The organism is Clostridiales bacterium (genome assembly GCA_017961515.1).
GTDB lineage: Bacteria > Bacillota > Clostridia > Acetivibrionales > RGIG10202 > RGIG10202.
On the sequence record JAGCXC010000051.1, the window covers coordinates 1 to 19902 of the forward strand.

The window sequence follows — 19902 nt, forward strand, 5'->3', positions numbered from 1 at the left end:
GTGTGTGTGTGTGTGTGTGTGTACGCCCGCAAGGGTTACAGCGTTTTTAAACATTTTGTACCTCCTTACCACGTATCTACTACGTCGTATTGTAATATCTCTTGACCATTTATATAGCACGCTTTATTATTTGTACTTATAAAAAATATAGCTTGTCCTATATCAACACTTGCTGTATTAGTATTGTTATCTATATTATCAGTAACTTGTACCTCAAACTCAAAAGACTTAGTATTGTCTAAAGATAAGATAACATCACTACAAGTATAATTACCATTATTTAACGTAGTAGTTATATTAGACCAATTACTCCAAGTACCGCCAGTCTCACGATAACGATATTTGACATTGGTTATTGTATTTTTATCAATATTATTTATAGTTAATCTACTATAAGTACCAGTAACTTTTACAGTTGTCTCGTTTTCAAAATCATTTAATCTACTGGCACTTACGTTTATAACTGGTTTAGCATAATCTAAAACAGTTATGTCTTTATATGCTAAAGCACTATTATTACGGCTATCGTATGCTCTAACGTTTGCTCTTAAAGTACCACTATTAACAATAGTACCCACCTCAGTATTTATATCACTTGCACTATAATTAATGTCTCCATTTAAAGTATCACAGTTAATAACATATTTATTAGGTGTTGCATACTTTTGAGTAGTCATTTTATTAGCACTTGGTATAGTAATATATAATTTACTATATCCTTTAACAAATATTTGGTCGTTACCGGTTACAGTTACAATATCGGTGTTACTATCTTTATAATTAAAATTAGTAAATGTAGGGCTACACTCAGCCGTCTTTGTTGTATATGTACCGTTACCTTTAGTTTTAACGTGACCACTATATGTAACTTTAGCGTAGTAAGTACCAGTATTAGAATTAGGTATACTTTTATATTGTTTATCGATAGCCTCAGCTGTTTTAAATTCAGCGTTAACATCTCCATTAAAAGCACCCGTATAAGTACCTATAACAGAGTTGTCATTATTACTTATTAGTTCTAGCGTATACGTTCTACCTAGTGGGTTATTTACTCTTACAGTCGCACCGTCTCCTATATAAAAATCATTTATTGATATAGGTTTAGGATAATCATAAGTACTTTGTGTATATGTACCACTATCGGTAGTTAATTGACTATCGCTACGTCTAACCCTTAATTTAAAGTTGTAACTAGTATTTGGAGACAAACCAGTTATTATATTACTAGTTGGTAAATTAGCCCAACTACTACCATTATTAGTAGAATACCACGCAAAATCGCAAGTTGCGTCTACACTAAAATTAAATTTGACGCTAGTTTCGTCTCGTTTTGATACACTAAATGATGTTATATTAGCATATCTTGGTATAGTTGGTAGCCAGTCTCCACCGCTACCGCTCGTATCACTATAACCGTATAACCAACCGCTTAGACTAGCACCAAAATATTTATTACCGTCGCTGTCGTGCGGTATATCAATACTACCACTTGCTAGTTGGTGGTCTCCATTTGTAGTTAAATTAGAAAAAGTACCACCGCCATATACAGTAGTACCGTTTATTACAACACTATTTAATTTAATAGCATTACTATACCATTTATCATTATTGGATATATTTAAACCAGCTTGCCAGTTTAAAGTAGTATAGTTTCCAGCTATATTTTGACTTGCGACTTGCCAATTAAGATAAAATTTAGAATTTTTTAACGTACCCGTTTCGATTCTACCACTATTAGCCATATATTACACCTCCTCGGTAGTTGGTACAAAAGCCCAACCTTGTAAACTACCAGTTGTAATTGGTACTATTTTTATTGGAGGCATTGACATTTGTTTTTTAGCCTTTAATTTTTCAACCTCAGTAGTATCTTTGTTTAGACTAAATACTTTAGTGACAGTACCATTAACATTAGAGTATCCCGCAAACTCTAAAGGAGACATTACGGTATAATCTCCAAGATATACACTTGATTTAATTAAAACACCGTCTAAATTGATATTAACTTGGGTGTTCATTACCTCCCCGCTGGCTTGTTGCCATTGTGTTTTATATTCTCCAACGGATAACATATTATCAGTAAACGTTGCGTCACTATCAGCACTACCGTAAAACTCTATATCAAAATACTCGTCTTTAGGTAATATAGCTTGTAAGGTATATTCTTTATAGTAAGCACTTTCGCCAATAGGTATATTTATTATATACTCGTCAATAGAGTTAAATAATTTAACGTAACAACTACCAGTTGTATTTTTCTTTATTTTTGTACTAAAAGTATAGTACGTTTTATTAGGGTCGTTATCGTCACTTACTCTAACTTTTACACGTTGTTTAACTGTTTTATCATTTAAAGTAAATACGTGACCACTTAAACCACCATTAGCCATAGCCTCAGCACTAGCACTTATAACTAAAGTACCAGCTCCGCTTGTATCCCAGTTAGTAGGGTTACCCTCATTATCATAAGCAAACATAACACTATTTTTAATTAAGTTAGCTCCACCGCTGTTTTGTACTGACTGTACAATGTTATTTATATCTTGGTGTATTTGAGTAAAGTTTTCGTGTACGATTCCGTCCTCTTCGTACATATCAGTAACTAAAGCGTTTATCTCTTGTTGCTGTTTATCCGTTATGATTTCAGTATTTTTAACTCTTTTAGCTATTGTAGTAGCATATTGATACTGTGTTTGTGTTTTAGTTTCAGCTTTAGTTTTTAATACCTCTTTAACTCCTCCGTCAATAGTTATTGTGATGTTAAATATAGTGGTATTAAATATATCTCCCTCGTTATTTTCAATATCAATATTGTCGCCAATTTCATACCAACCTAAACCCTCAGTATTAGCCTCAAACGGATAATATTTAATACCGTGCATAGCATTATAAATTGGCGTCATAGCATTGTCACGGTCTTTATCAATAATCTCATTATTTGATATTTTCCATTCGGTCAAACCATTTTCGGTTATACTTTCCTCGTCACTCATATAAATATTATCATTTTGAGGCTCACGAGCAAGCACAACGCTGTTGATTTCTCCATACATCGGCTCAAGTTTTAATTTCATTAAATTATCATAAGTCAAGCTCTCGTTAGTTTCGTTAATAGGTTTAAAATATATTTTATTATCACTTGTTATTATAACTGTCGTACAAGTAACTTGAGCTATTTGTTGTAATATATCACGATAAGTTATTCCGTCTATATTACTCCATAAATCTTGGGTTATCTGCCAATTATTGTGTACATCAAAACTGGCATTTTCTACCGCCATACCAAAATTATGACAAAGTAAAACTGTATAATCATACAAACCTATTGGATAAGTAATATTTAGCGGTATTTGGTATTGAGTCATAGCTCTTATCATACCGTCGTATCCTACTATATTTGTTGTACCAGTATCTTTACTCGTTGTAATTTCAGTTACTAAAAAAGTACCAAAATCTAGGTACTCATAGGTACCGCTAGGCAATTTAACACCAAACCCAGCGTGTACCCATTGACCTAGTATATTGTGTTCTCCAATATACTTAGCCTCTAATTTTCTCATTGTTGTTTTACACAAACCACTATCAGCACTAATTTTAAATTGTATCAAGTCGTTATCGTCTCTAATATCTACCGCATTATTTCTAATATACGCTTGTATTTGTTTAACTGGCTGTTTCATAGCTTGTTTAAAATCATTACTTACACTTAACATTATTTAGTACCTCCTTTTAGAGACTGGTACTAAATTAACCTCAAAAGGTTTATAACGTCCTTTTGCTTTATTATCTAGCTCTATATCATAGTCGCTAGCATAGTATTGAGTACTTACAGTAGCTTGTATTCTAACATCAAACCAAGTAACAGTAAAAAAGTCTTGGTCTAATATTTGGGTTAAGTCAGCCATTTGCTGTTGAGTAGTATAGTTAATTTTCATTTTAATTTTAGGAAAAATACCAATAAGGGTAGCTCTAACGTCTCCGTTCATATTCCTATCAGCATTTTTCCACAATTTACTACGACCAATTTTGTACGTAACTAAGTTATCAAAACTTTGGTTATTTATTGTTACTAAATCTCCCGTATATATCATAAGCTAAATGACACCTCCCCGTTAGTTTCAAAAGATTTTTCTTTGACTCCGTCAATAACTTTATCAAGTATTGTATCCTCGCCAATTTTTACGACTAATTGTATAGGACTACCAGCATTACCTAGTTTGTCGGCTAGTCTATCAGCCATTAACTCTAAGCCCTCAGTATTTCTATCTAAAGGCACGATAGCCTCACGTCCAGCCTCTCCTATTAGAGCGGTTGTTGGTTTATCAACTATACCACCTTGGGCTAACTTAGGTATTTTAGGTATATTAAAGCCCCATTTTTTACCACCAATAACTGGTACCCAGTCCGGTACATCAAACTTAATTTTATTAATACCAGCAATAAAGCTATTAAGTACATCTAGTATCGCATTGATAACACCTTTAACTACACCAGTTAAAGCGTCCCATATACCAGTAAATATACTTTTAACTCCGTCCCAAGCTTTTTGCCAATTACCAGTAAATACTCCAACAATAAAGTCAATAATACCTCTTAGTACTTTTATGATTCCACCTACAACGTCACTTATAACACCTAGTATAGTACCCATAATACCAACTACTAAGTTACTTATATAAGCCCACGCTGGAGCTAATTTATCAATTAAGTACATAATTATTGGTTGTATAAATTTGTTATATATTTCTAAAGCTCCATTTACAAGACTAGCTATAAAGTTACCAATTTCTTTAACTAAGCCTTTTAAGTGTTTATCCCATAACCAACTTAAAGTCTCTAAAAAAGGTGTGATTATTGGGTTTAATACATCGTCCCATATTTTTTGGAAAAGAGCTATTGTTTTAACCGCAAACTCTCCTATATTATCAATAAGTGGTTTACCGTGTTCGTTCCATAGTTCTAATAGAATACCGCTAAAATCAGCCCAAGCTTTAGTCATATTTTTAATAGCTGGGTCGAGAGCGTCTTTCCACATAGAATTAAACAACTTATTAACACCACTTATAATAGGTGTACCCCAAGTTTGGATACCTACGCTTAAATCAGTCCAAAAAGCCGTCCATAATAAGCTCATATTTGTAAGTATTGTACTAACATCTAACTCGATATTAGACCAAGTCATTTGTAGATTTTCCCATAAACTAGTACCTAAGGTAGTCCAATAATCAAATAAAAATTGTCCGTATGTCATTGAAAAATCAACAAAAGCTTGCATTGGCTCACTACTCCATACGTTAGCTAATATTTGACCAACACTACCAAAAATACCTTTTAGATGTTCAGCTACTTGGTCGGCTTTACTTGATACACCACTTAAACCTTTATCAAAACCACTCAAGTCAATACCGCTTAGGTCTCCACCAACAGCACCTCCACCGCCAGTATCTCCACCTCCGCCACTACTTGAGTCGTCTTGTTCTTTTAAAACGTTCATCTCGTCAAAAGACGCTAAGCCGTGTAGCTCTTTATTAAGTTTTTTAGCTGAGCCAGTAGCTTTGTCTAAGCCTTTAGATGTAGTACCGCCACTAGTACCTAAACTAGTAAGCGATTTATTGGTTTCGTCTATTTTCTTTTTAGTTCCACCGCCAAAAAGACTACTTATACTACTAACAGCCCATACGCAAGCTTTAACAAAACCAGTTATATAAGGTATAACGCTATTAATTGCTTTAGCTATACCTTGGAAAAAGCCAGCGATGTTACTTTGACCTATTGCGTTCATAATTTCCGCTAGTCCTCTAGTGATAGCTGTTTTAACGTTTAGCATAGATGTACTAACACCACCAGTACTATTACGGGCTTGCTCTTCAAAACTTGCAAAACCATTAACACCTTGTTTATTTAGCTTTGTCATTGTAACCATAAACTCGTCCATACTTACCTTACCAGTACGTAAAGCCTCTCCAAGTTGGCTAGCGTCAGCGTATCCCATAGCCATACCTACTTGTTTAAGTTGAGCTGGCATAGCCGTCATAGCTGTACGCCACTCCATCATATCCGGTTTACCTTTAGCGTAGGCTTGGCTTAATTGCTCTAAAGCTGATTTTTGAGTTTGCATATCCGCACCACCACTCAAGATAGCATTATTAAGAGCCAAAAACATCTCAGTACTTGCTTTAACATTACCGTTGGCACTTGTAAAACGTTGTACTGACATAGTAGCGTCGTCTAGTGTTGTTGGTAAACCAACTAAAGCGTCGCTTAGACGTGTCATTGATTTTTGGGCGTCCTCTTCGCTTATTCCTAAATTACTCATAACTCTAGGAAAATTGTTAAGAGCGTCTAGTCTTGTAATAGCGTCGTCCATATTACGACTTATAAGACTGATTCCAGTTGCTAGTAGTTTAGTAGCGATGTTACCTTTTAATACAGCTTTAACCATATTACCACTTGACTTACTGGCTTGCTTTTCTAAGTTACCTACCATTTTATTGGTATTTTGTATCTCTTTACGTAAGTTATCAGTATTAGCTGTTATAAGTACTTGTAACTCTTCAACTGTCATTTATAACACCTCCCATTTTTATTGTGTTACGACGAGCTTGTTTTTCCATTTGCTCGTCAGTCATTGGCTCTAGTTCGGTGTTTTTTTCTAAATACGGCTTATTAGGATAATGTCTTGGGTCATTAAAAGCATAAGCCACATATTTACCCAAGATATAATTTAAGCCGTCTATTTCTTTAATACGTTGTTTTTCTTTTTGGTTATAAACTCTAACATATTTCATATATTGCTTAACATCTAAAGACCAAAAATAATGGAGGTCAAGACCTATTCTTATAGCGTCCTCCTCCAAGTCTCGCCACGTATCGCCGAAAAACTTTACATCTCGTCTATTATTTCTTTGGCTTGAGACATCTTGTCTTTTATCGCTTGTCTCATTTTCGCCACGTCTACTTGGCGAGATAAAAAACCCCCGTTAACTAAAGCCTCCATAATATCTAAGACTAAATTATCCTTATCGCTTTCCTCTAAGTATTTATCAATAACGTCCATAGCTACGGCTTTACTTACACCGTGTTGTCCGTCGTCGTTAATTAGTCCTTTTTGTATAAACATACATAGCATACCGATACTAGTATCCGTGATACAATTTTCTATCGGTAATTTTCTCGCTTGTTCTATTTCGTCTACTTTCGTAGCCGTATATTTTAAATTTAATTTTTCCATAATATCCTCCATTTTCTTAGTATTTTTGAGACATCGAGACGCATAATTATACGTCTTTTTATTTTTCGTTGCGTCTCACAACGCTATATTTTTACAAAAATATATAAAAAAAGAGGGAGACCGATATAAACCGACCTCCCATAATGTTATACGCTAGGTGTAGCTGGTGTATAAGTTGGTTTACCACTTATACGTAAGCTAGCCGAAAAAGTAGCTAAACCGTCAGTAGTTTTTTCTCCGTCTTTAAATGACTTAACAAAAGCTGTAAAAGTCCAAGTTGCACCACTTGGATAAGTTACAACCCAGTTTTCTAAGCTTTGAGATTCAGCTAAAGCAAGCATTTTTTCAACTTTAGATTCGTCTTTAATGTTACCAGCTAAAGATACCTCGCCAGCGTCTTTTGACCCAGCTATAAACTCTTTATAATTGTTTGGGCTATCTAAATCAGTAGCGTCAATTTCTTCGCTTTCGACTCCAATTTCGCCAATAGATGTTAAATTAGCTATTGTAGTGTCAGCTGGTTCACTACCACTTTTAACTTTTTTCAAAGTAGTTCCCATAGTTCTAGTAGCTTGTCCGTTCATTTTATTACCTCCTTTTAAGCTATTGTGGTAAATCTACAATTTATATGAAATAGATTACCAGTATTGGGTATGTCGCTTGAGTACGACATCTTGTAATTAATTTGTCGCATAGTTTCCTCAACTTGAGATAAAACCGTACTAGCTGTAACGCTATCCTCAGCCCATATATCAATATTTACCTCTATATCTTGACTAATAATAGTATTATTTAAGTCTAAATTAACGCTATTATCATTAAGTCTAAATACAATAGCGGGTAAATTATTAAAACTAGCGGGTTGAGTTTGCGATACATAGTAATTTAAAGTTTTTAACGCATTGTAAATATCAGTTTTTGGTAAGTACATAACTCATACCTCCTTACTTACATATCTCGCCTAAGTTTTTATCTACTCCAACTTTAAACATCTCTTTAATATGTTTTTTATTTCTTTGGATAGCTGGATACATATAAGGTTGTGCTACTTGCCCCTCAGTTCGGTAAAAGTCCTCGCCATTAGGTGTATATACCCAAGGTGTAGACCTATACGTTAAACCGAGTTTTTTGTTTGGATAAGTACCATTACCTTTACTACCAGTACCAAACTCAACGTATGGAGCGTAGCTAAGGTTTGTGTATACTTTACCTTGTAGCACAGTTCCCGCTTGTAAAACCTTTAAATGTATACTACCAGCTAAATTACCAGTATCTACTGGAGCTAACGTTTTAGCTTGAGCGTGTACTAGCTCAGTCGCCTTGTTCATTGTGTTAACTAAGTCCATATTAGAGATATTATTAAGTTTTTGTATTAGTCTATCAGCGTTTTTAATTTCTATTGTCGCCATTTTGTAGCAACTATAAGGACGTGACTATCTTTTTTAAGCACATCGGTAACATCATAAAAGACATCATTATATTTAATGATGTCTCCTATATTAACCTCTACGTTAATAGATGTAGTTACCGATATATCTATTTGATAATCGAGTCCGTACTCCTCTTGTATCTTTTTACAATTCGCAAAACTTACATTACCGTTAAAATCACTTTTTTTAGTTAAGCCTCGTTTATTTACTCCACCCTCAGCGTCAATAGTAACCTCATTGGTTAATATTTCAACTGTCTTGTCGTAAAATACACTAGCTATCTTGTCCGTCATTGTCTTTGGGATATACAACTTTTATCCTCCTATATCTACTAAGTAAACCAGCAAAACCACTAAACAACTCGTCGTCAGTTGCGGTTGCAAAATACTGTTTTACCTCGTTGGAGTATGATATAGACTGTCCGTTATCGCTAATAGATGTAATAACTTGGTCTACCTCGCCGTTGTTGTCTTTACTAGTACTAGCTTTAGTAAACCCAGTATTAACTATATTAGCGAGTATACGCTCCAAACGAGTAGGTATAGTGTCGCTATTTAAGTAAAGTTGTACTCTATCAATAACCTCGCCTATAACAAAATCAAGTAAATCGTTACCCTCTATTGTTATACTTGGGTTAATTATGTGTAAGTATTCTTTAATTTTAGCGATTAAATCGTCCATATTAACACCTCCTTATTTTTTAGTAGAGACTTATTTTTACTTTTCTAATAATTAAACGCTAGCACTTGTTATATTAGCGTATTTGATTAAGTCCGGCATTATAGCCTTAGTTCCTTTAGAGAAGAATAATTCAAGACCATAGTTGTTAGATAGAGGTATTTTTTCAACATCGTATTCGTCAGCAACTACTGGTTGAGCAACAGCTCCGTCTATCATACAAATAGCGTCTTTAGTTTGTCTATGGTTTGAGAAAATACGTACATTATTGAAATATTTATCAGTAACTCCAGTTAAAGAGTTAGCAACTTCGTTAATATGTAATTTGATAGCTGAGTAAATAGCTGGTTTAACAACTAAAACTAACATATCTCTATCAACTCCGTCAACATAGTCGTTTGTAGTAGTTTCTACATTTAAGATTAAACTTTCTAATTTTTCAATAATATTATCTCCAGTAGTGTTAAAGTTTGTACCCTCACTTACAGCACAAGCAAAAAATTCGCTGTCTAAGTAAGCTTCCATACGTTTAGAGTGGTTACCTTTTCTCTTTTCAGCGATTCCAGTAACTCCGTGTAAACGTAAGTCAGTTTTGTTAAATTCTTCTACGATTTCTTTGTCAGTATCAACATTAACTGTAACTGGTTTGTCGATTAATTTATCTCCTTTACCACCAGCTCTAGCTGTACCTTGGTCTTTAACAGTAGCGTTTACAAAACGTGAGATTTCTACTGACCCAGCTTTAGGGTCTCCACTATAATTTTTATTTTTAATTTGTTCACTAACAGCACCTTTTTGTACTGAGTCAATTACTCCTCCGTATATTTCGCTTAATTTATCTTTATCGTTATCGTTTATATAGATATTTCTTGCGTCAGTTCTTGCCATATATACATCACTCCTTTATAAATTTATTTTAGGCATTGTCTTAATTAAGACATTAAAAAGCAACAGTACCACTATATTTAGGTTTACTGTCGCCACTATCATTATTAGAAAAGTCTTTTGGTGGGTTACCTTTTAATTTATCAGTAACTCCAGTCTCTACTGACTTATTGTAAGTTTTTGCTAGTGTCTCGATTTTTTCGTCCATTTTGGTAGCGTCTAAATCAACTACAAAGTCCACTAAGTCAATAGGGATATTCTTTTTTGCTAATAGCTCTTGAGCTTTTACTCTATTCTCACGTAAAGTTATCTCGTCCTCACGTGCTTTAAGTTCAGCCTCTCGTTTACTTTTAGCCTCCTTTTCTCGTTCAGCCTCGGTTAATTTAGCTTGTCTCTCGTGTTCAGCAATAGCACCAGCCACAGCGTCCTTGATAGACTGTTCGTTTTTTGTCTTTTCAGCTTTTAAACGTTCGCTAATAATACTATTAACCTCGTCTTGAGTAAAGGTCTTACCAGCCTTGTTATCCTCGTTAGTAGGTGTAGTAGCTGTCACTACATCTTGAGTATTAGTTTGTTTATTATCTTCCATAAGATAACCTCCTCCTATCCGTTTAACGCCCGTCGGCTAAATTTTGTATAAAAATAAGAGCCTTTTACAGCTCTTAGTTATACCTTGTTTTAGTTAATTTTTTTGGCTCCTCAATTTCAATGTATATTTTACACTCTTGACCTTGAGTTATTATAGCCTCATAATATTTACTCTTGTCGAGTTGGTCTAACATATAATAAAACTGGTTATTATCGTTAAACCGAGTTATAAACTCGTATTGTTTAGTCTCTTTATTACGTCCCCATAATTCATACATCTTACAACCCTCGATTCGTTCCAATTAGAATAATGTAGCTCCTAAACCTCACATAAGCTACGTGTCTCGCACCAATTTTTATTTATATAAGATAGCAATTAGTATATAATAAAGGAATATAGCCAACTAACAACACAGTATTTATAAGAAAATTACAGGAATATTTAAAAGTTCATTTTGCGAGATTTCCAATTAGATATATCCTCGATAACAAGTATCTCGTCCATATCTTGTTTAATATCACGTCTAACCACCATATACATAGCATATATATTTGGGTCTATGTGAGTTAACTTTTTAGTCAATTCCTCATAATTATAAGCAACCTCTTTTAATTGCCACGAGCCTTGATACTCAACAACATATATTTTGTATATCACATCGTCGCCTCCAATAAAAATAGACGCTTTACTCAGCGTCTATCACAGTCTCTTCATAATTTTTATATAACTTTGTTTGGGTTATATCCTTTTTATCTTTAATAGCCTCTTTAAGTATTTTTACTTTATCCTCATTTGATATATCAAACCACTCATAAGGAAAAGTAGCACTAGGAAATATTTTAAAATATTCTTTTATTAAATTATCCATTATAACCTCCTAAGCTCTTTACTTGCTTTTGTATATAGCCTATCAAGTTCATTATACACCTTTGGTACAGTTTTCTCAAGTACTTTAAGCTCCTTTTTACTATTAGTCATTTTCAAATAAGTAAATTGAGCGTATAACTCAGTCTCCCTCATACCATTTTGTCGCCAATATGCTTGACTATGACTACCAAACAGCTCGTTATTAGCTTTACCTTTGGTTAAACTACTAAACATATCGCACAGTCTATTTGGAGCGTCGTATCTATAATTTTTTTGAGCTAAAAGGTAACGTTGGTATGAAATATCATAATCGCTTACAGCTCCCGTTAATTTTGATACTCGTTTATTTATACTATCTTGGTAGTCTTTTAATGCTTGTGGTAAAACAGCTTTATTATCATTATAATACTCGTCAATTAAAGTAGTTAGATTCCCACTTTTACTTAACTGTCCTACTTTTAATTTTTTTCCTAAGCCAAAGTCAACAGCGTGTCCTACCTCGTGTATACCAGTTCCACTATTTCTATCATTTACTTTATTAGGTAAATATACACCGTTAGTTTGTGGGCTATAATGTGGACTATATCTACCATTATTATATACTTTAATATCTAATTTACCAATATTATTATATATATTTTTATTTTCTTTTATATCTAACTTTATTATGTTATGAGCCTTTTTAAAATTATCTTTAATACCTTTATCTCTTACACTATTAAAACTCCATATACCATTGTTATTTATTTTTAATGTATTATCGTTATATTTTTTAGCCCACTCCTCGTAACTCATATTTGGTATAAGTTCAGTTTCTCCAGTAAAAGGGTTTCTAGCTCTACGTTGTAGTGTTTTTTCCTCTTCTTTTCCTAAGTAGGCTCTTGTTTTTGACCTACAATTAGGGTGTAAGGGAGGATAATTAACTCCCTCCTCACGTTCGCTAAACTCAAACACTTTATTATCCATAACTTGGCATATTTCACTAGTACGACTATCCAAAGTAGCTACAAAAACGTACTTATCTAGTCCTAGCTCTTCGTAAGCCATAGCGTCAGCCTCATTGTTAAAGTGGTTTGTCTCAGTTCTTATAAGACGCTCAGCATAATATTTACTAACACCAAAACGGTCTCGCATTTGTTTAGCTGTACGCTCTATACTTTGACCGCTTAACATAGCTCCACCTAGTATTTGGCTTAAATTATTAGCTAATATATCGGTGTTATCCCATATACGTTGGCTATAATTCTTACCACTCCAACGCTCGTTTAATAAAGCATTTACCATATTATTATCAATAGTACTAAAGTTAAACTCATATCCAGTACCCATTTGGGTATCATACATCGTTTTATAATAACTGTCATTTATAACACCTTTATAACACATTGTATTTTGTAAGTCCTCTTTTGGATATATCATTTTAGCTTTAGCGTATATTTGAGCTTGTAATTGCTCTAGTCTCGATATACGAGATTTATAATTATTTAGTACATATTTATCTAGCCCTTGGCGTTTCATTTGCTCCCAAGTCTTTTTTGTCTCGCTACGTGTAAGTAGTTCTTTAAGTTTTTGAGTATCAATACCAGTCTCTTTACTATAATTTTTATAGATACTGGCTAACTCTTTATCTATATCTCTAAAAGCTTGGTCGTATATATCTTTAACTCTATTTATATACTCCTCGCTGTGTTTTTCAGCCTCGGTAAGTCTCTTTAACGCCCTTTTATCCCAGTAGTTAGATGTTTTCATTTATAACACCTCCTACTCTATAACGTTATCAGTATCCACTTTATTATCTTCCACATCTTCGCTAGTATTTTCCTCATTATTAGCGTCCTCAATTTGGTTATTTTCAAACGCTAGGTCGTATTGGTCTTTAGGCTTAGCCTCGTCCTCAGCTTTTTTAAGTTCCACTATCTCGCTAGCGTCTTTAACAAACGATAATTGACTTACTAGTGTCTCAGCGTCCACATAGTCAGCTAAATTATTAATCATTTGTGATACCTCAAAATCATTACTTGGTAGATTACGTTTAAATACAGCGTCTACCTCTTCTATTGGTACCTCTTGCATTTTAGACATCGTAGTTAGGAAATTATTATATAACTCAAAACGTTCTAGTAAGCCTTTTTCAAAATAACGTTCTTTATTTTTGATATTTTGTTCAAAAGCTAACAATTTATATCTTATTGCAACACCACTTGAGTTACCAACAAAATTAGCGTCGCTCATATTAGGTACCATACTAATTTTGTGTATATCAGTCTCTAAGTTTTGTCTTAATATATCAACTTGTCCCTCGTTAAGTGTTTTAGTTAAATACTCAACTCTACCGTCAGCTGGTATATTAGCTAGCATACGACTAATTTTTAACATCTCAGCTTGGTCGTCGTCAAAGTCCATACCATATAAACATAGTATAGCGTCAACTAGTTGCTCTTTATCATTAACTCTATCACTTTGTAGTAAGTTATATGCGTCTATCAAGCTAATAACTGGCTCAAAGTCTCCTAAAAACTCGGGGTTATTCTTATACTCTATTAGAGGTACTTTTCCAAAAGCGTGGGGCTTTTTCTCGCCTTTTTGATTCAATGTTTTATCAGTACTTTCGTAGTGTATCTCCTCTTTATCGTCTAAGTATATAATCTCATAGTATTTAAACTTTTCGCCCTCAAATATTGCTCGATATATGATTCCAAAAAGTTTGTTGTGTTCTACGGTATCGTCGTATACAATGATAGCGTTCTCATTATCTATTTTACAACTCTTAGGCTCAGCCTCGTCATTTGCATATACATACTCGTATTGGTATCCATATATACCCGTATTTTTAGCTATCTCACTATCTAAGTCATTTATAGTTTGTTTTTTATAAGCGTCTAGGATAGGTTGTATATCGTATTCCTCACTAACTTGGTAGTCAACTGGGTTACCAAGTAAGTATCCAACGTTAGTATCGGTAATATACTTAGCGTGATTAACTACTATTTTATTATTTTTAGCTCCGTCATTTTCTCTAGTACGACTTAATATATCGTGTTTACCCATATAATAATCAGCTAGTCTTTTTAATCTATCTTTACGCTCTTCGTTATACTTTATAACATCATTAATTATTTGATTATTTATCTTTGTGTCCTTTGGTAAAGTATACATCTTTACACCTCCTTTTATAGTCCAATAGGTTTACTATAAACCTTAGGTGTTTTAACACCCTTAATATATTTATTTAAACCATATCTAATAGCGTCTATTGTATGGTTAAATGTATCAACTGGCTCGTTAATATACTCTCCAGTCTTTTTGTCTTTTTTCCAAGTATAGTTTTCTAACTCTTCAATAACCTTATAACAACGCTCGTCTACTATAAGCTCGTATTGTTGTATCCATTGGATACCGTGTATTATTGAGCCTTTACCTTTTTCGGTAGGCTCTATGTTAATACCTTTATCTTTAATCTCGTCAATACTCTTACGCTCAGCACTATCGCCATAACTTTTATCCTTGGCTAGTCCTAAATCAAACATTGTCTCAGCTATCTCGTCGTTTTTCATACCTTTACGTACATACTCGCCACGTACATATATCTTTTTATGTAGTGTATCAATATAACCCCAAACAAGAGCCGACGGGTCGTTTATATAACCAAAATCAAGTCCTATCCAACGACTCAAACCCTCAACCTCTTTATCACTTATAATTTTAGTAGTGTATGTACTAAAGACTAACTTGTCTAAAGTAGCAAACTCTCCCAAAGTATAAATACGATAATATGCGGGGTTTCTATATTGCAACCTCTCCAGCTCGGCTACATACTCAGCACTCAAAAACTTATTGTCTTTATATGTAGTCTTAATTACTTTTACATTTAAAGGTAACTCGCCAACAAAGAAATAGTTATATACCCAGTTCTTTTTAGATATAGGGTTAAACATCAAATATATTTGTGGAAAATCAACCAAGGCTCTAAGACGTAAATTTAACTGTGTAAACTCGTCCTCGGTTAGTTCGGTTGCCTCTTCAACTACTATATCCGTGATTCCGTCTATTGACTTAATTTTTTCCTCGTCGTCTAAGCCTTTAAATATAAAAATAGAGCCATTGGGTAGCTCTATCTCAAAATCACTCCTATTTATCCTACACTCGTCATAATAACCACTATTTCGTAAGTGAGTTATAAATAACGACCATATCGAGTGTTTTATAGTACGTTGTATTTTACGTATTACTAAGACTGTACGTTTATACTTTAAAGCTTTTAATAATACCTTTTGTGTGGCTCCATAACTTTTACCACTACCAGCTCCACCCATATATACCTCAATACGGTGTGAGTAGTCGCTGATACTATTAAATACCCAGTTATTAAATATAGCTGGGTTAAGTTTCCTTGCCATTATCAGTATCCTCGTCTATAAACCAGTCAGTATTAACCTTTTTAACCTCAACCTTTTCAATAAACCCACCTTTAGCTTTAGCTAGTAGCTCACTTGCCTTGATTCTATCAGCGTCTTTTATATTACCGTCTTTAAATGTCTTAGTCCAAAACTCAAATATCTCCTCAAGTGTAGCAATAGTACTTTTTTCTATTTCTTTACTTAGCTTTTGTCTACGTTCATTGATAAGGTCTTTAAACTTTAAGCTGTTTTGGTATCCTATACTACGTAGGTTATTACCAGTATATCCAGCGTTACGTGAGGCGGTTGTATAATCGTTAGTCTTTAAATACTCGTCTATCCAACGCTCTTGTTTGAGGGTTAGTTTGTCTCCAACCTTATACGGTGTAATAGGTCGTTTTGACATAACTACCACCTCCTGAATTATTTTTTACTCTTCTTTTCAGTTTCTTCAATTATTATTTGGTATTTAGTACCGTATAATGTGATAAAGATTTCTCCTTTAGCATTTGGTTTAACCTTAATTACATTAACCATATTATTTACCTCCTTTTTTCTTAGTAGATTTTTTCTTTGGTTTGCTTTCCTCTACTATTTCCTCAACTATTGTATCAACTGTCTTACCTTGTTCGTCAGCCTCTTCAACAATAGCATTGGCTACGGCTTGGACTACCTCCTCAGTAACCTCGTCTTTAATCTCTTCTAGTACTTTAACATAAACTCTATTGTTATCATTTTCTCCAAGTAACACATCTAGTCTATTTTTATCGACAATAAATGTCTCTCCAGCACTAGGTACATATCCTAAGCCCGTATCAGTTACGTTATACTCTTCGTAAGTACTTAACGCCTCAACTTTATATTTCATATTTAACTCCTCCTTATAAGTTGATTTACTTTTATCTAAAATATCCAACCATTTATCAGTACCTATATAACCCTCATACGTTGGTATATTTAAGAATCTATTAACATTTACATCTACCATATCAAACGGCACATAATAACAATTTTTACCCTCAACTAACCCTTGCTCTTTAAAGCTAGGTACCGGTGTTACGATAAGAGGTAAGCCAATAGCCTCGCACTCCCTCGTAAAATAACAGTCGCCCTCACAGTCGCTAAGCTGTACACCAAACCCTTTACCTTTAATACTTTGTATATATGGTCTTATATTTAGTCTTGGTTTAACATATATTACATTTGGGTTATCAATAGCGTTAATATCATTTGTAAATACTAACCATAAATAATTAATACCCGCTTTGTCTAACTCCTCAGCTAGTCGTATCATACGCTCTTTACCTTTTTCTCTAGTTAATCTAGTAGCACTAATTAGATATAAGACGTCTTGTTTATCCTCTTCGGTAAATTCTAGCGGGTTACGGCATAATGTAGGCTTAATACCCGTTAGCTCTTCCCACTCTTCGCCAGCTCCTTTACTAACACATATATATCTTGTTATCTTTGGCTCTATTATAGGTGTTAGTTGGTTAGTTTTAAACATAGCGTGTATAATTTGTATATACTCGTTAGCCTCAATATTGTTAATAATATCCGTCTCATAATTAAAAAAGGCTTTGTTACATTTAATAACATCGCCTTGTTTGTATTTAATAACTCTTACATATTTCTTTACTCTTCTTATTTGTTCAATATTTCCAGTATTATACACAACTGTTATATCATAATCTCTATATTTTTTAGCAAGCTCATATATAAACGTCTCAGTACCTCCAATTACATTAAAATTAGAGATGTAAAATACGTTTTTAGCCTCTATCATTTAACTTTTTATTTAACTCCTCTATTTGGTGTGGAGCGTCTATATCTATTGTCTCGTCATTAATACTTATGTAAGTATCGTCGTTTATATATTGTTTATTTGGGTCTAGTCCATTTAATACTCGGTATAACTCCCAACTAATAGCATAACCTCGCTCAAGTTTACCCTCGTCTTGTAGCTTTTTAGTATCCTCTATACCTTGTCTAAATGTTTTTTGGTCTACTACTATCCAACCAAAAGGCTCGCCCCAGTTTTTGTGTTCTTTATTTCTCGCTATCTCATTACCAATAAAGGTATTGACTTTAGCTTGATAATTGACAATAGTTTTTATCGCTTGCTCGCTATAATAAACGTCGCCGTGTAAATATACGCAAGGTTTATCAGTTGGATAATATGCGTCTATCCAATAACCGTGTATCTTATTATCTTTGTAAGCATAGCTGTTATTGTGTTCTAGTCTAGGTACATTTACACTATCAAAGATAGGGTCGTTAGCACTTATGTATATATTAGTGATTCCATTTTCTTTTAATAGTCTAATAGTTCTATCTACCAAACGCTCGCCTTGTATTACACTTAAAGCTTTAGGCTCTTTAAAGTTTTGGTAGTATCCACCGCACATTATTATATACTCCATAATAAACCTCCTATAAAATTAAAATAGACGCTGTCTTTTTTGCGTCTTATTTCAGTTTATATATTAGCACGATTCTTACTGTATTTTCACTATACATTTAATAGTTACTGTATATATGACTGTACAAACAAGGAAAAACCGCTACAATTAGCGGTTTATATTTGGTTATTATAACCATACACTTTTAATTTATTTACATACTTTTTAATTTTCTTATAGTAATTTTTCCATATTGTTTGAGGCTCAATATCATTTGCAAACGCCACATTATCCACGGCTTTAGTAATATTTATACCTTTATAAGCTATCTCATAGAATAATTGATACTCAATACCAACCATTTTACTTAAACTCTCGCTCATACTATCTAAATATCCTTGGAGCTTGTTAACGTTCTCTTGCTCTTCTTTTATTTGGTCAGCTAAGCTCTTACCGATTCCAACATCTATTATATCGTGTAACTCGTGCAAATAATCAGCCATTTTGTCGTTGTTATGCTCGCCTCCGTCAACATCTAGCTCTTTTATCTTAGATGTAATAGGAAAATACTTACAGTACAGCTTTTCTTTTCTATCCATAAGTATACTCAACCTTGTTTTTGACATCTCTAGCTCGCACTTAGTATTTGTGTAGTTGCGTATATCATACATTATTTACCTCCATTGATAATTATATTATTTATCCTTATGTGTTTATATACAAGTAAGTTATATATACATTGTTTTAATTGTATAAGAGTTTTTACTGGTATGCTTTGATTTATAAACAGTATTTTATCCTTAACATCAAACTCGTAGTTATAAATATTTAAAAACAACATCATTTTATCTATCATTAGTCTCAACATCTCCTATATTAATAACCTCGCCATTTATCATTTGAGCTATACGCTCGGCTCCCTCTTCGGTAAAGTTTCTCATAATTTCTTTAGATAATAATATCTCTCGTATAAACCCTCCAAACTCTACATCAACACTTTTAACATAAAAATTACCCAGCTTTACAACATACATATATTAACCTCCTCATTTATTTGGTATCCGTTCCGTTTTATTCTTTTAATATCCAAGCTAGTAAGACACGTGTTGTATAAAAATACTCTTTTATATTTACCCAACATTTTATAGACTCTAAATCTTATAAAACCGTGTGGGTAACTTTTTACTCTTTTATAATCAAGGACTATATCGTGTCCTTGGACTCTTTTAATTATTTTCATATCTTTTATCTCCTTATTATTTAGTCAACCTCAACCCTCCAATTTTCGGTTACGCTTTGGTTACGCTTTTTAAAAAATGCGTAACCGCCTTTAGCCCTTATTCCACCTAGGTTTGTGACACCTCGGTTACGGAGTTACGCTTTTTTTGGGATTTTATTTTTTTTTTGTTTTATTTTTTATAAA

General features: G+C 33.4%; 25 protein-coding genes. All 25 read right to left on the bottom strand.

Translation table 11 applies throughout. From position 1 onward, the window contains the following. Positions 1–65: 65 nt before the first annotated feature. The gene (locus J6Y29_03765; protein ID MBP5426991.1) at positions 66–1742 is read right to left on the bottom strand and encodes a hypothetical protein; all 1677 of its coding nucleotides are present in this window, start codon (positions 1740–1742) and stop codon (positions 66–68) included. 3 nt (positions 1743–1745) lie between these two features. Further along, positions 1746–3713, bottom strand: a complete 1968-nt coding sequence (locus tag J6Y29_03770) for a hypothetical protein (GenBank protein ID MBP5426992.1) — start codon at positions 3711–3713, stop codon at positions 1746–1748. 3 nt (positions 3714–3716) lie between these two features. Next, entirely contained in the window at positions 3717–4091 is a 375-nt protein-coding gene (locus J6Y29_03775; GenBank protein MBP5426993.1) for a hypothetical protein, read from the bottom strand. Continuing rightward, on the bottom strand, positions 4088–6565 hold the full coding sequence (locus J6Y29_03780) for a tape measure protein (protein MBP5426994.1): 2478 nt from the start codon (positions 6563–6565) through the stop codon (positions 4088–4090). Before J6Y29_03780 ends, J6Y29_03775 begins: the two co-directional genes overlap by 4 nt. Then, positions 6555–6857 (bottom strand): hypothetical protein, encoded by a 303-nt coding sequence (locus tag J6Y29_03785; protein MBP5426995.1) that lies wholly within the window; start codon positions 6855–6857, stop codon positions 6555–6557. The genes J6Y29_03780 and J6Y29_03785 overlap by 11 nt, the downstream gene beginning before the upstream one ends. A gap of 26 nt (positions 6858–6883) precedes the next feature. Further along, complete coding sequence (locus J6Y29_03790) at positions 6884–7243, bottom strand: hypothetical protein (GenBank protein ID MBP5426996.1); 360 nt, start codon at positions 7241–7243, stop codon at positions 6884–6886. A 134-nt stretch (positions 7244–7377) separates the two neighbouring features. Next, the gene (locus tag J6Y29_03795; GenBank protein ID MBP5426997.1) at positions 7378–7815 is read right to left on the bottom strand and encodes a hypothetical protein; all 438 of its coding nucleotides are present in this window, start codon (positions 7813–7815) and stop codon (positions 7378–7380) included. A gap of 14 nt (positions 7816–7829) precedes the next feature. Next, positions 7830–8162, bottom strand: a complete 333-nt coding sequence (locus J6Y29_03800) for a hypothetical protein (GenBank protein ID MBP5426998.1) — start codon at positions 8160–8162, stop codon at positions 7830–7832. A 13-nt stretch (positions 8163–8175) separates the two neighbouring features. Next, entirely contained in the window at positions 8176–8640 is a 465-nt protein-coding gene (locus tag J6Y29_03805) for an HK97 gp10 family phage protein (GenBank protein MBP5426999.1), read from the bottom strand. Then, complete coding sequence (locus tag J6Y29_03810; protein MBP5427000.1) at positions 8628–8972, bottom strand: hypothetical protein; 345 nt, start codon at positions 8970–8972, stop codon at positions 8628–8630. The genes J6Y29_03805 and J6Y29_03810 overlap by 13 nt, the downstream gene beginning before the upstream one ends. Beyond that, a complete protein-coding gene (locus J6Y29_03815) occupies positions 8935–9342 on the bottom strand; it encodes a hypothetical protein (GenBank protein MBP5427001.1) in 408 nt (135 codons plus the stop codon). The genes J6Y29_03810 and J6Y29_03815 overlap by 38 nt, the downstream gene beginning before the upstream one ends. A 51-nt stretch (positions 9343–9393) precedes the next feature. Further along, the gene (locus tag J6Y29_03820) at positions 9394–10227 is read right to left on the bottom strand and encodes a hypothetical protein (GenBank protein MBP5427002.1); all 834 of its coding nucleotides are present in this window, start codon (positions 10225–10227) and stop codon (positions 9394–9396) included. A gap of 52 nt (positions 10228–10279) precedes the next feature. Further along, complete coding sequence (locus J6Y29_03825) at positions 10280–10813, bottom strand: DUF4355 domain-containing protein (protein ID MBP5427003.1); 534 nt, start codon at positions 10811–10813, stop codon at positions 10280–10282. Positions 10814–10886: 73 nt separating this feature from the next. Beyond that, positions 10887–11090: a hypothetical protein gene (locus tag J6Y29_03830; protein ID MBP5427004.1), complete on the bottom strand. Its 204-nt coding sequence runs from the start codon at positions 11088–11090 to the stop codon at positions 10887–10889. 164 nt (positions 11091–11254) lie between these two features. After that, the gene (locus J6Y29_03835; GenBank protein MBP5427005.1) at positions 11255–11470 is read right to left on the bottom strand and encodes a hypothetical protein; all 216 of its coding nucleotides are present in this window, start codon (positions 11468–11470) and stop codon (positions 11255–11257) included. A gap of 28 nt (positions 11471–11498) precedes the next feature. After that, positions 11499–11681, bottom strand: coding sequence for a hypothetical protein (locus J6Y29_03840; protein MBP5427006.1), 183 nt, complete (start codon positions 11679–11681; stop codon positions 11499–11501). After that, positions 11681–13429: a minor capsid protein gene (locus J6Y29_03845; GenBank protein MBP5427007.1), complete on the bottom strand. Its 1749-nt coding sequence runs from the start codon at positions 13427–13429 to the stop codon at positions 11681–11683. Before J6Y29_03845 ends, J6Y29_03840 begins: the two co-directional genes overlap by 1 nt. A 12-nt stretch (positions 13430–13441) precedes the next feature. Next, a complete protein-coding gene (locus J6Y29_03850) occupies positions 13442–14836 on the bottom strand; it encodes a phage portal protein (protein ID MBP5427008.1) in 1395 nt (464 codons plus the stop codon). Between the two features lie 14 nt (positions 14837–14850). After that, positions 14851–16077 carry a PBSX family phage terminase large subunit gene (locus J6Y29_03855; GenBank protein MBP5427009.1) on the bottom strand — a complete coding sequence of 409 codons (1227 nt, stop codon included), beginning with the start codon at positions 16075–16077 and terminating at the stop codon, positions 14851–14853. After that, positions 16061–16483 carry a terminase small subunit gene (locus tag J6Y29_03860; GenBank protein ID MBP5427010.1) on the bottom strand — a complete coding sequence of 141 codons (423 nt, stop codon included), beginning with the start codon at positions 16481–16483 and terminating at the stop codon, positions 16061–16063. Before J6Y29_03860 ends, J6Y29_03855 begins: the two co-directional genes overlap by 17 nt. A 132-nt stretch (positions 16484–16615) precedes the next feature. Continuing rightward, positions 16616–17863 (bottom strand): hypothetical protein, encoded by a 1248-nt coding sequence (locus tag J6Y29_03865; protein MBP5427011.1) that lies wholly within the window; start codon positions 17861–17863, stop codon positions 16616–16618. Continuing rightward, entirely contained in the window at positions 17850–18500 is a 651-nt protein-coding gene (locus J6Y29_03870) for a hypothetical protein (protein MBP5427012.1), read from the bottom strand. Before J6Y29_03870 ends, J6Y29_03865 begins: the two co-directional genes overlap by 14 nt. A 155-nt stretch (positions 18501–18655) precedes the next feature. After that, positions 18656–19150 carry a hypothetical protein gene (locus J6Y29_03875; protein MBP5427013.1) on the bottom strand — a complete coding sequence of 165 codons (495 nt, stop codon included), beginning with the start codon at positions 19148–19150 and terminating at the stop codon, positions 18656–18658. A 174-nt stretch (positions 19151–19324) separates the two neighbouring features. Further along, on the bottom strand, positions 19325–19513 hold the full coding sequence (locus tag J6Y29_03880; GenBank protein ID MBP5427014.1) for a hypothetical protein: 189 nt from the start codon (positions 19511–19513) through the stop codon (positions 19325–19327). After that, positions 19501–19719 (bottom strand): hypothetical protein, encoded by a 219-nt coding sequence (locus J6Y29_03885; GenBank protein MBP5427015.1) that lies wholly within the window; start codon positions 19717–19719, stop codon positions 19501–19503. Before J6Y29_03885 ends, J6Y29_03880 begins: the two co-directional genes overlap by 13 nt. Positions 19720–19902 lie beyond the last annotated feature (183 nt).